At 25.2% G+C, this 12,740-nt stretch carries 13 protein-coding genes and 5 tRNA genes; 4 read left to right on the forward strand and 14 right to left on the reverse strand.

Features of this window, described 5'->3' with window-relative positions; all coding sequences use genetic code 4:
* Positions 1-266: 266 nt before the first annotated feature.
* The 9 genes from BCF89_RS02150 to BCF89_RS03435 all read right to left on the reverse strand — a co-directional run bounded on the left by BCF89_RS02150 (position 267) and on the right by BCF89_RS03435 (position 5,833).
* Positions 267-1,124 (reverse strand): hypothetical protein, encoded by an 858-nt coding sequence (locus BCF89_RS02150; protein WP_111518597.1) that lies wholly within the window; start codon positions 1,122-1,124, stop codon positions 267-269.
* Positions 1,125-1,275: 151 nt separating this feature from the next.
* A tRNA-Leu gene (locus tag BCF89_RS02155) sits at positions 1,276-1,360 on the reverse strand.
* Positions 1,361-1,521: 161 nt separating this feature from the next.
* Entirely contained in the window at positions 1,522-2,103 is a 582-nt protein-coding gene (locus BCF89_RS02160) for a variable surface lipoprotein (RefSeq protein ID WP_111518599.1), read from the reverse strand.
* 109 nt (positions 2,104-2,212) lie between these two features.
* Positions 2,213-2,341, reverse strand: a complete 129-nt coding sequence (locus tag BCF89_RS08170; protein WP_277870049.1) for a hypothetical protein — start codon at positions 2,339-2,341, stop codon at positions 2,213-2,215.
* Positions 2,342-2,704: 363 nt separating this feature from the next.
* On the reverse strand, positions 2,705-3,049 hold the full coding sequence (locus tag BCF89_RS08175) for a hypothetical protein (protein WP_111518601.1): 345 nt from the start codon (positions 3,047-3,049) through the stop codon (positions 2,705-2,707).
* Positions 3,050-3,134: 85 nt separating this feature from the next.
* A complete protein-coding gene (locus tag BCF89_RS02170) occupies positions 3,135-3,782 on the reverse strand; it encodes an Mbov_0400 family ICE element protein (RefSeq protein ID WP_111518602.1) in 648 nt (215 codons plus the stop codon).
* A gap of 294 nt (positions 3,783-4,076) precedes the next feature.
* Positions 4,077-4,727, reverse strand: coding sequence for an Mbov_0400 family ICE element protein (locus BCF89_RS02175; protein ID WP_111518603.1), 651 nt, complete (start codon positions 4,725-4,727; stop codon positions 4,077-4,079).
* A gap of 302 nt (positions 4,728-5,029) precedes the next feature.
* Positions 5,030-5,521: a hypothetical protein gene (locus BCF89_RS03535; RefSeq protein WP_211305416.1), complete on the reverse strand. Its 492-nt coding sequence runs from the start codon at positions 5,519-5,521 to the stop codon at positions 5,030-5,032.
* A gap of 144 nt (positions 5,522-5,665) precedes the next feature.
* On the reverse strand, positions 5,666-5,833 hold the full coding sequence (locus BCF89_RS03435; protein WP_170108354.1) for a hypothetical protein: 168 nt from the start codon (positions 5,831-5,833) through the stop codon (positions 5,666-5,668).
* A 902-nt stretch (positions 5,834-6,735) separates the two neighbouring features.
* Between BCF89_RS03435 and BCF89_RS02185 the strand changes: the two genes are divergently transcribed.
* Positions 6,736-7,221 carry a dUTP diphosphatase gene (locus BCF89_RS02185; protein ID WP_111518604.1) on the forward strand — a complete coding sequence of 162 codons (486 nt, stop codon included), beginning with the start codon at positions 6,736-6,738 and terminating at the stop codon, positions 7,219-7,221.
* Between the two features lie 73 nt (positions 7,222-7,294).
* On the opposite strand, the gene BCF89_RS02190 is transcribed toward BCF89_RS02185, so the two are convergent.
* The gene (locus tag BCF89_RS02190; protein WP_111518605.1) at positions 7,295-8,380 is read right to left on the reverse strand and encodes a M42 family metallopeptidase; all 1,086 of its coding nucleotides are present in this window, start codon (positions 8,378-8,380) and stop codon (positions 7,295-7,297) included.
* Positions 8,381-8,591: 211 nt separating this feature from the next.
* Here BCF89_RS02190 and BCF89_RS08180 point away from each other — a divergent pair, with 211 nt between their 5' ends.
* Positions 8,592-10,430, forward strand: a complete 1,839-nt coding sequence (locus BCF89_RS08180; RefSeq protein WP_111518606.1) for an MIP family Ig-specific serine endopeptidase — start codon at positions 8,592-8,594, stop codon at positions 10,428-10,430.
* Between the two features lie 73 nt (positions 10,431-10,503).
* Here BCF89_RS08180 and BCF89_RS02200 read toward each other — a convergent pair.
* From BCF89_RS02200 to BCF89_RS02215, 4 genes are all read right to left on the reverse strand, one after another.
* Positions 10,504-10,579, reverse strand: a tRNA-Val gene (locus BCF89_RS02200).
* Between the two features lie 3 nt (positions 10,580-10,582).
* A tRNA-Glu gene (locus BCF89_RS02205) sits at positions 10,583-10,658 on the reverse strand.
* Positions 10,659-10,662: 4 nt separating this feature from the next.
* Positions 10,663-10,737 (reverse strand) — tRNA-Asn (locus BCF89_RS02210).
* Positions 10,738-10,851: 114 nt separating this feature from the next.
* Positions 10,852-10,927, reverse strand: a tRNA-Thr gene (locus tag BCF89_RS02215).
* A gap of 98 nt (positions 10,928-11,025) precedes the next feature.
* Here BCF89_RS02215 and BCF89_RS02220 point away from each other — a divergent pair.
* Complete coding sequence (locus BCF89_RS02220; RefSeq protein ID WP_111518607.1) at positions 11,026-11,466, forward strand: division/cell wall cluster transcriptional repressor MraZ; 441 nt, start codon at positions 11,026-11,028, stop codon at positions 11,464-11,466.
* Positions 11,460-12,374, forward strand: coding sequence for a 16S rRNA (cytosine(1402)-N(4))-methyltransferase RsmH (gene rsmH / locus BCF89_RS08185; RefSeq protein WP_111518608.1), 915 nt, complete (start codon positions 11,460-11,462; stop codon positions 12,372-12,374). Before BCF89_RS02220 ends, rsmH begins: the two co-directional genes overlap by 7 nt.
* Positions 12,375-12,740 lie beyond the last annotated feature (366 nt).

A 12,740-nucleotide genomic window follows, 5' to 3' on the forward strand; every position in this document is an offset into this window, starting at 1 on the left:
TTTTTTTTTTTTTTTTTTTTTTTTTTTTTTTTAAGTTATTTAAATTCAGTTTTCATTCAAACTGATTATTGATTTTATTAGAATAAATTATCTATGTGAAATGTCCAGGAAACTTTTAAACAAAAACACACTTCAATTAGTTTTCTAATTGAAAGTGTGTAATTTTATTTTTAAGTTTTTGAATGTGTAATTCACATAACAAATTGTACTACAAAAACAACCTAAAAAATTAAATAGCTAAGGATTGAAAAACTTATTATTATATATTATCTTTTAATCAAGGATGAATTTAATTTTTTGAAGTCATAATTATTAAATGATAAAAAATAAAAGTCATTGAAACTATTGTAGTTTTTAATTTTGTTTAAGATATAAAATTCATAAATTGATATTGAAATCATTAGTGAAAAAATTGTTGTTAGCAAGATAATTAAAATTCTTGTAATCGCTGAAATTGAGATATCTTCTGAATTATGAGAAATACTTGAAGTTAACATTATTGATCGATTATTAATAAGAATAATAATGCTCAATAATAAACTCTGAATTGAAATTGGAATTAATAAATCAAAAATAATTATTTTTGAAATTGCAATTTTTCTTAGTTTATTGAAATTTGGTGTCAAGAAAGAATGTAGAGCAAAGTCACTATCAATTTCATTGACTAAATTCTTATAATGTGGAGACATTATTGAATAATTTAAAATTCCAGCAACAATTGATATAAATTCCATTTTTGTCATTTGTTTTGCATTTTTTGCATAAAGATCCTTAGGAATCTTTGAATCCTTAAAAAATGTATACTTAGTTTTATTTCGTAATGCATTTAAATAAGAATAGTAACTAAAATAATCCTTAATAAATGACCTTTTGACAAGATCAAGGAAGATAAAAGCAAATAAGATCATAAGAATTCCTGAAATTAAACCAGTAATGATACTAACAACAATATCATTAGTTAGCCCTAAATCATCATTTTCAAGATATTTATTTTGAAAAATTGAAACAATGTAAATTACTAATAATCATGTTGCAAAAATAGCTGTCAGAATTAGAATTAAATATCAACTAGAATGTAATTCGTATTTTTTTAATTTTTTTAATTCCATTTTACGATTATTCATAAGTTATTTCATACCTCCAACCATTAATTATCTAATTTTAAAGATAATAAATAATAACATAATTATAAATAAAAAATACTTATCTCAAAATTGATTGAAATAAGTATTCTTTTTATTTTAAGGTTAGATAATCATTTTGATTTTAATTATATGGTGCTCCAGACTGGACTTGAACCAGCACGGCTCTTAACCGGTTGATTTTGAGTCAACTGCGTCTGCCATTCCGCCACTGGAGCTTTTTAAATTAATCAAAATCAAAATAAAATTATATTTTAAAAAAATCTATATAAGAAAAAAAACTAGTTTTTTTAGGTAATTATAATTAGAAAACTAATTTGATTTAATTTTGGATTAATAGATTTTCTTCCTACTTATATTAAGTTTTTAAGTAACTTTTTTATTGAATTGTATGATTAATCTCGGTTAAAAAGCCTTCAATTTCTTCTTTTAGTTTTTCAAATTCTTCTTGGATTTTATCTTTAATTTTTTGTAGTAATTTACTAATTTCTTCTTTATATTTCTTTGTGCTTTCAGAAAAATATGAATGAAATTGCGAAATTACTTGTTTAAACTCCTCATTTGTCTTAATTTCAGCTCCAACTGGAAGGATATCCTTATTTTCTTTATATTTAGAAAGATCAAATTCTGATTTTTCAAGGTCTTTGATTGTTTCTTCTAATTGATTGAATTGTTTTTGAATATAAGAAGAGAAATTCTTTGTTGTATCTTCTAGGGGATTGGAATTATTTGCAAGTGGCATATTATTTTCTTGCGAATTATTTCTATCTTTTTTATTTAAAGTCTCTTCATTATTTTCTATTAAATCCTTATTATTATTCATAGACATTGAATTTAATAAATCATTAACATTTTTGGAATTAGATTTTTCATGCTTTTTGCATGAAACTGATAATAAAGGAAGAAATGATATAGAAGTAATTGATCCTAAAGAAAAAAGAATTTTATTTGATTTATGCATTTTTTAAGAAAACTCCTTTTAAATAAAAAAGGCATTATTTTTTTGCCTTATGAACTAAAAAATAATACACTTTTTATCCAATTTTTTATCTTAAAAATAAAATGCCTTATTAAATAATTAAATAAATAAATGAATGAATAATATGAAAAAGATCTAATGAATAATAAGCATTTAATTTATTTGCTAACTTCTTTATTCATCTAGCACCATCACCATTTACAATTAATTTTTTGGTCATTTTTATTTGTGGGTAATTCACTAAAAATTTGATTTTTTATAAATTCTAGGGCGTTACTTTTAATCTTTTGATCATCTAAATTTTTAGTAAAAATATTTATCACATTTGATAATTTGTTATTTTTTATAGTATGTAGAATTACTTCACGTACTCACATTTTTTTTAATCTTTGTGCCTTTGTGATTGATAAAAAAGTCATCCATTTCTAATATTACCGGTTAATTAGTAACATATAGATTACCTTTTATTTAACTTAAAATTTCATCATTTTTTGCTACTAATTTCTCTTTAATTTCTAACTTTTTAAGATAGTAATTTAGTAATTGTTTACTGGGTAATAATTCCTTTAAATGCATTGGAATTTTATGAATTGTCTAAATATAAATGAATTGACAAATTTAAGTTATCAAGCTCATATTTACACTTTGAAATTTCTTTTAATTTTTCATCATGATAATAGATAAAACGTTTAAGTTTACTATTAGAACCTAGCATTTCATACATTGTATTATTTAAATAAAAAAAACCACCTAAAGTAATTCATTTCCTTTTTTCTTTTCTAGAAATTTTCCAATTAGGATAAAGTTTTTGTCTTTTTATAGTTCTAAAATTAAACTCTTTTTCATTTAATTCCTTTGCTCTATTTTCATATAACTCTTTAGTAGTTTCTAAAGTATTATCGAATATATCAATATCTATATTGCCCATAATACTTAATTATAATTCTTATATATTTTTAGAAAAAACATAAAATAAAAGGCCTTATGTTAGGTCTTATTTGTATTCAAAAAAACTATAAAACTAGTCCTTCATCATCACCTAATTTATTAGTATTTTTGTTTTGCTTAGCAATATTTTCAAATTCTTCTTCTATTAGTAAATAGAATTTATTTTCATCTTTATATATTAAGTCTCTATATTTTCATCTAATATCTTTATATGTAATAATTATTTCTTCACAAATATCTTTGTTTTTAATTGCTTCCGATTGTGGTTTTCAATATGTTTTATTTATTCCAAAACAATCTATTTCATAGTAACTTATATTTCTTAAATTACTAAATAGTTTCCCCATTACTGTATTATAAGTTTGTGGAGAAGTTAAATAGTCATTTAGTTCACTATCTTCTTTGAAATTATCTTCAAATAGTTCCTTGTCCATTACATTAATTACAGAACAATCTATAGATATTTTCTTATTATTGCCATAAAAGTCAACATCTAAAATTAAGTTGTTTCTATCATTCAGAGTTTGGTTAATATTCTTATCAGTTATACTTTTAGCAGAAAGATAAAAAACCTTGTCATCAGAATAAAAGATTAAAAATGGTCTATTTATTCCATGTCCAATAATATCATCTCCATATCTATTTTTAGCAATTGGAAGTTTACTATCTTCTTTTCTTTGTTTATATACTCTACCTATTAATAATCTGCTCATATTAAAAATTATAAAAAAACAGACTTAAACAAAGTCTGTTTTATACTCTTTTTTTTACTATCTACGATCTTGTTACCAAGATACCATAGAAGGACGGGAAAAGCAATTACAACGCCCTATTCCTTAAGGTAATTTAATTATATACTATGTCTTTAAAAAGTTAATAATTTTTTTACTTAATTTTATTAATTAGTAAGCAGTATAAATACCTTCAAATAACACTAGTTTAATTAGATAATGCAATTATCATCCTTAAGAAAGAAGCACCTAAAAAGGCACTATTTAAAATGAAAGTTATAAAACTAGTCCTCCATCGTCACCTAATATATTAGTCTTTTTGTTTTGCTTAGCAATTTCTTCAAATTCTTCTTCTACTAGTGAATAGAACTTATCTTCATCTTTATATATTAAGTCCCTATATTTTCATTTTATTTCTTCGTTATAAGTAGTAATTATTTCTTCACAAATATCTTTGTTTTTAATAGTTTCGGATGGTAATTTTCAAATTGTGCGGTCTGAATCAAAACTATCGACTTCGAAATATTGTATATTATTCAAGTTATCATGTAATTTTTCCATTACTTTATCATAAGTAGATGCTGAAGTTAGATAGTTATTTAATTTATTATCTTCTTCATAAAGAGATTCGAATAGTCCACGATCCATTACGTTAATTACAGAACAATTAATCGCAATTTCTTTATCATTACCATACAAGTCTTTTTTAAGAACTAAATTTCCTTTATCTTGTACGGTTAATTCTCTATTTTTATCACTTATACTTTTAGTAGAAAGGTAATAAACCTTATCATCAGAATAGAAGATTAAAAATGGTCTATTTATTCCATGCCCAATAATATCATTACCATATTTATCTTTAGCAATTACAAAGGTATTTTCTTTTTTTCTTTGTTTATATACTTTACCGACTAATAATTTACTCATATTAGAAATTATAGTACAAAAAAGTATAGGTAATGACCTATACCTTTAGTTCTATCTCTTAATTTCGCCATCTCAATTGGTAGGCATGGCCAGCTAGAACCACACTGCCGATCTTACCTATTTAAGGTAATTTAAATTATATACTATGTCTTTAAAAAAGTTCATAAATTTTTTACTTAATTTTATTAATTAGTAATCAGTATAAATATCTTCAAATAACAATAGTTTAATTAGATAATATAATTTATCATCCTTAAGCAAGAAGCGCCTAAAAAGGCCTTATTTGCTTAAATAAAAGCATTCTAGAGTTCAAGACCACTCTTTTTAGTCTTCTTTTTTGTTTTTTGTTTGCTATCTTCTTTTTTTAATTCATTATTAGAAAACATATTTAACATTTCTTCATATTCTTTAGCATTAGTTTCTTGCTCATTTTGTTTTTGAATCTCATTATTAAGTTCTTCTTCAGTTATCTTAAATAAATGCATAAAGCGTTTTTTAAGGGAAGAATATTCATTAGGAAGTTTAGATAATGTTTCATCTATTTTGGTTAGAGGAGTATAAAATAATTCAAAATATGTATCTATAAAATTTATTGCATCAGTTTTAATTTGACTATCAATCTTTTTTTCTTTTATAAATTTAGTTTTATATTTGTCAAAACCGACTACTTGATAAAACTTAGTTTTCTTAGAATTAAGTGTGTAACGTAACTTAGACATTACATCTTTATAAATTTTGGCATCTAATTCTACATCATTTCATTTATTGTCTACTTCAAATAGACTTTCAAACATATTTCTTTCCATTACATTAATTACAGAACAATTAATCGCGTTGCCAATTTCTACTTCTTTACCATAAATGTTTCTATTTGGAACTATTACATTTCTATCATCATTAGTTGTTTTATCTTGATTCTTTTTAGTAATTGATTTAACTTATAAATAATAAACATAATCATTGGAATAAAGAACTATATAAGGGCGATGAAGTTTACCTTTTTTAAATGTATCTATTATATTTGTATTGTAGTTAATACCAATAGATAAATTATTCATATTGTTTCTAACTTTAAATATTTTTCCAAACATTATTTTATTTTTCATACTATTTTAATTATAAAATTAATAAAAAATTGTAGGTAATTAAACCTACAATTGTTTCTTTTTTTAACCCGAGTACCAGGATCGGAAGATGGTTGAAACCAATCCATCAAATAATCAAGAAAACTAAGTTTTCTATGCCATTAGTATAGCATAGATTTTAGAATTAATAAAAATTATTTTTTAAAAAAAATTTTTTTAAATTTATTTACCAAACTTTTCTTAAATAATAAGAAGTTAAAAAGGTCTCACATAGTAATAACTGATATTTTAGTAAGAAGTAGTTTTCATCTAAAGGCAGAGTTTATGTTAATGAATCTTTAACTACGTAGGCAACAAACTTTCTTAGTAATTTTTTTAATGTTTTCATTATTACCATGTTCAATGTATCCTAAAGATGATAGGCACTTAATAGTTTTGGTTAGTGTTGATCTCTTGAAACCTAATTTTTCTAGTTCCAAAATTGAAATTTATTTTTCTTTCGCTCCTAGTTACTTACAATAGTTCAAAGCTCACTTTTCTTTTAGACAATAAGTTAAACATAGCTGTTCCAATTTTTAATTTGCATTTAAGGAGTATTTTAATTGCAGCAGGTGTTAACTTACCATAAATTTTTTTCTCATATTCAACTCAAAAGAAGAAATTATCATGAGTTTTTTTAAATTAAGTTTTGTATATAAATTTTGTTTTTTTAAAAATTTAGCAATATAAAATCTCCTTTCTTTTAATTTGAAGCTTTTTAAAATGAGAAATAAAAAAACCCCTAATTTAATAAGGACTTTAACATACCTACTTTTTAAACATTCTTTAAAAAAATTAAAAGTTTATTTTTATATGTATTCTTTAGATTCTAAAAATAAAGAGATTGCTATACTAAAAAAATATATTCAATATAATATTAAATTATGAATTTAGAAGAAGTTTTTGAAGCTCAAAAAATTTTAGATAAAGTTTTTGCAGATGCGATATTAAAAAAAGAAAAATCCTTTTTTGATAAAAAAATTGTAATTGCTCTCTTAGTTGAACTTGGGGAGTTTGCTAACGAAGTACAATCTTTTAAATATTGAAAGAAGCATAAACAAACTGATCGATCTAAAATTCTTGAAGAATATGCTGATGGTATTCATTTTTTAACAAGCATTGCATATCCTTTATCTGTACCTTCAAAACTAAATCCAGATATTAAGTATAAAAATTTTGTCCTTCAACTTAGTTATACTTACAAATTATTTTCAAATTTAATTTATCAGAAAAATAAAGAAAATGTGCTTAAGGCATATGAAGCTTATTTAGGATTAGGTCAACTTATTAATATCACTGAAACTGAAATAATTAAATCTTACATGGCAAAAAATAAAAAGAATTACAAACGAATTCAAGAAAATTACTAATCCTTTTTTATAAAATGCATAAAAAAAATGCAAGATATCTATTTTTATTAGGCAACTTGCATTTTTTAAACTTTTATTTATATTTAATTTGATTTCATGTGTCATCAGAAAAATCTTGAAGGAAATTAATTAATAAATCACCAGCTGCCATTAAATCTGAAATTGCACAAACTCCAATTGGACTGTGTAAGTATCTTTGGGGAAGTGAAATTGTTAGTGTTGCTGCACCACCTTTTGCAAATTGCAATTCATGCGCATCCGTGCCGCCTCCCATAGCAACAAACTTGTAAGATGGGATGTTATATTTTTGTGATATCTTTTGGAATTCTTTTACTAATTTAGGATCCATCATTGTGCCACGGTCTTTAATTCTTAAAGCAGCACCTTTATATAATGAAGTATTTCCTGCAATTGTATTTGGTGTATCATGTGAAGCACAGGTATCTAGCGCAATCGCAATATTAGGTTTAATTATTGAAACACTACTTCTTGCACCTCTAGTTCCAACTTCTTCTTGCACGGTTCCAACTAAATATAAATCAACATTTAAATCTTTATTAGCAATTTCTCTGGCTACATATTCTAATACAGTAACACCAGCGCGGTTATCCATAGCTTTGCCACCAAGAAGATTTGGATCATTAAATAATATTGTTTCCCCTGACATATAAACTAAATCACCAACACTCACTCCTTGAGATAACGCATCTTCTTCAGACTTAAAACCAAAATCAGCAAACAATTCATTGTTTGTAATTGCTTTGCTTAGTTCATTTTCTTGCATGATATGAATACTTGTATGTCCAAAAACACCTAAAAAAGTTTTATTAGTATCAGTTACTAATTTAGCTTTGGTGCCAATTACAGTTGTTGGTCAAATACCACCAACTGGGGATAGAAGTAGTTGTCCTTTTTTATCAATGTTACGCACCATGAAACCAACCTCATCCATATGTGCAGCAATCATAACTTTAATTGCATTTGGTTTTTTTGATTTTTTTGCAAAAATAATTGAGCCTAAATTATCTCTTGAAACCTCAAAACCAAGATCTTTAAATGCTTCTTTTAGTTCAAATGCAACTGGTTCTTCATAACGTGACATTGCCTCAATTTCCATGTATTTAATTAAGCGGTTCTTAAATCATTCTTTTTTATCCATAAACTATTCCTTATATATACAAATTCAATATTGTTCAATATTAATATAAATTTTAACAAAAGAAAACTAAATCAAATAAGAGTTTAAATTAAGTAATTTTTCAATGAATTCAATTAAAAAATAAGTTTTTTTTAAAAAAGTTATATAAAATAGTCAAAATAAATTTTCAAACCCGTTATTAAAAAATATTATTTTAGGTATTAAAAAACTTATGAATAAAAAATTGTCAACTAAGTTATTATCTCTTATTTCATTATTTCCAATATCTACAACATTAATTGCTTGTGAGCAAATAAAAAAAGATGATATAAAAAACAAACCACAAGAAGATAATTCAAAAGAAAAAAACGAAGACAGTCCAGTAACACCTCCTCCAAGCAAACCAGAAGATTCAACTCCACCAAAAAAACCAGAAGAAACTACACCAGGCGGTTCGCATTCAACTCCACCAAAAACTCCTTTGCCAAAAAAACCAGAATTAAAACCAGAACCAGAACCAAATCAAACTAATCCATCAAATAACCAAGCAAAAAATGATTTGAATGAAGAATTAATTCTTAATTCAAGTAATTTTAGAAAAATTAATGATAAAAATAAATATCCTGATTATGTCAATAGATTTAAAAAGATTGACTCGCAAATTCTTTATAAAGAAATCTATGATCGAAGTTTTTCAATCAAATTTGCTACCCTAAAAAATGAAGATAAGACCCTTATTTCAAATGGTAGTGGTACAGGATGATTGCTTGACTATTATAAATATAAGAGTAATCCTAACAAATATAAATTATTCATTGCAACTAACTTACATGTCTTATCTTTATTTAGTAATTCTCTGGATGATAATTTAAATAAGGAATTAAATTACTTTGATCCTAGTGGAGATAAAGTTATTGGTGTTGCACTTGGTAAGGCTAAATCTAAACCTCAATCTTTTGAACCAATAAGCAATAACGAAACCAATAATTTTTCTTTAAGTAATAATCTAAAAGTTCAAAACTATTATACTAATTCAGATGAGTTCGAAAAATATGATAAAGATAATGTTAGCATCGTAAAAGCAATCAAATCCCCTGCAATTTCAACTCCTAAGATTGTTTTTAGTGCAATTGATTTTATGCATCAAGATATATTTTTAAAATATCAAGATGATATAAGAAAAAATGCAATCTCTTATTTAGGATATAAGATAAATGAATCAAGCACTGGTGATGAATACTATAAGAATATATATAAAAATTTGATCAATGAAAATCCATATATTCCAATGATGGTTGACTTTGGTGTCTTCGAGGTTGATATTGATCTTGATAAAGCTAATGAAGAGCTAAAAAAATGAATCATTGAAGCAATTGAGGGACTAAATTCGTATCTAAAAAGAATTGCAGATACAGAAATTCTTCCAAATCAAAATAAAGAAATTTCTTCTTATATGTTAACAACTGATTATATATCTGCTTTAGGAGTTAAAAATAATCAAGATAATCTATACAATTTAGAAAATATTTATATTGCCGGATATCCTGTTGATAGCCATCAACCGCCTTTATTTGTAAAAAATAATCCATTAGAAAGATATATAGATGAAACAAGAAAACATCAATTTGCTTTTCCACAAGGAAACTATGAAAATAAAATCGAATTTGCGAATAACTTAGATATCCAAACAGGAATTTGAAATCGCATTTTTGCCCACTGATATGGTTATCATTACAATATTAATTTCTCATCCTTATACTATGGAGCATCAGGATCACTTGTTTACAATGAATTTGGACAGATGATTGGAATCTATGATGCAGTAAGAGCTTCCGTTTCAGCTGGTGATTTGTTATCATATGGAGGTTTTGCCCCGCTTATGCAATCACATAATATTCTTCATCCTCTTGGAAATATTACTTATGCATATAATCTAATTGATGGAAGTAATAAAAAAAACTTTAAACATCAAAAGAATTCATATAAGGAAAATTTAAATACACTATATCCAAATGGTTTTGAAGATAATAAAGATAGCAAAAACACCACTTTATTTAAAGAAGGATTTTAACATCCTTTTTAATATAACAAAATAACTAAAAAAATGCCACTAAGGGCATTTTTTTAATGTGTCATTTGACAAATGGTGGAGAATGAGGGGCTCGAACCCACGACCCTTGCCTTGTAAGGGCAATGCTCTCCCAACTGAGCTAATTCTCCATTTGGTGACCCTAGCGGGACTCGAACCCACGCATGTATGGATGAAAACCATATGTGTTAACCACTTCACCATAGGGCCATAATGGCGCCGACTATTGGGATTGAACCAACGACCAACTGGTTAACAGCCAGCTGCTCTACCGCTGAGCTAAGTCGGCACTCATTTACAAATGCTTAATTATTATAACTAAAAAAAATACAGTTGATTAAAAAAATAAAAAATTTTTATTTTATTTATTTAGTTAAATAACTTAACTCAAAAAATCGACGTTTGGTGCTGGCTATAGGATTTGAACCTACGACCCATTGATTACGAATCAATTGCTCTACCAACTAAGCTAAACCAGCATAAATATTATTTTATATGATTTTTTTTAATAAAAAAATTTTTACTCATTGATATTATAAAAATGGTAAAATAGGAGTGATAGTGGGAGAAAGTGTCAATGTTTGGTAAATATGAAAGAAGTTTAGACGATAAGAGCAGAGTTGTCATACCTTCAAAAATCTTATCTGAATTAGGTAATGAATTTTTTGTAACAATTGGGTTTGACAAACAATTAGTTCTTAGAGATAAGACTGAATTTGAAAAATTACGAACTAAACTTGAAGAAAACAACTATCTTAATAAGGATTTCAGGGATTTGAATCGTTTCATCTTTGCTAATACAGAATTAGTAAACCCAGATAAATCCAATCGAATCATATTACCAAAACATCTCACTGAAAAAGCCGCTATCAAAAAAAACATTGTCTTCATAGGTTCAGGAAATATTTGTGAAATTTTTGCAAAAGAAATCTATGATGCAAAAGAAAGTCAATTCGAAAATGAAACTAGTATTGATGATCTAGCTCAAAAACTACTTAATGAAGGAGTTAAATTATAAAAGAACATATTCCTGTTTTATTGGATGAAGTAATTTCTTCACTCAATATTAAAGAAAATGGGATTTATGTTGATTTAACACTTGGTAGAGCTGGTCATAGTATTGAAATACTAAAAAAAATTAAAGAATATAATTCAGGGATGCTTATTTGTTTAGATAAAGACAAGCAAGCTATCACTGAATCAGAACCCAAACTAAAAGCAATTAGCAATTCTTTTGTTTTAATAAAAAGTGATTTTAGATACATTAGTGATGAACTAAAAAAACTTAATATTAAAAAGGTTGATGGAATTTTAGCTGATTTAGGTGTTTCAAGCCCTCAATTAGATCAAATAGAAAGAGGTTTTTCATATTCAAAAAATTCAAAATTGGATATGCGCATGGATTTAGATTCAAACTTGAGTGCATGAGAAATAATCAATAATTGGGATGAAGAAAAGATTAGATGAATTCTTTATAATTACGGTGATGTAAAGTTTTCTAGTGAAATTGCGAAATCTATTATAAAAAATCGTCCGGTTAATTCTTCATTTGAATTAAATGAAATTATTAAGAATACACTTCCTGCTTGATATCTTCGTCAAAAAAACCCTTCTAAACCAATTTTTCAAGCAATAAGAATTGCAGTCAATGATGAATTAAATGCTTTAGATGATTTATTGAAACAAATTCCAGAATTATTAAATAAGGATGGAAGTTTAGCAATAATTACATTTCATAGCAAAGAAGACTTTAGAGTTAAAAGGTTCTTTCAAGAATTAAACTACACAGATCCAAAACTAAATAGATTACCAATTCAAACAAATAAAAAATGAAGACAAAAAATATTTTTCCCTTCTAAAAAAGAGTTGGAACTAAATAATCGATCACGTAGTGCAAAACTAAGAGTGATTACAAAGTTAGAATAATTAGAAATTAAATTTTTCTATAAACTTAATCCAAATAATTTCAATACAAATTAAGTATTCTTTAACATCATTAAAAAAGTAGCTGTAGTTTAATGAATGTTTTCTTTCTAATTAATACTTAAAAAAAGACTTCAAAATATGTGCTTGATATTTTGAAGTCAGATTGATAAGGTTGCAATTTAATTAAGTAATTAAAGTTAGTATTATTATACTATATGTAATATATATTATTAATTAAATAAGACAAACTTTGGAATTAGAAAATACATTTAATTTTTATTATAAGTGCTAATTTAGACTAATCATTTTTAAAAAAATATCTCAAATTAAGTTGAAAACTTAAAATTAAAATTTATTTAAACCATT

This window comes from Metamycoplasma auris (assembly GCF_003253435.1).
GTDB lineage: Bacteria > Bacillota_I > Bacilli_A > Mycoplasmatales > Metamycoplasmataceae > Metamycoplasma > Metamycoplasma auris.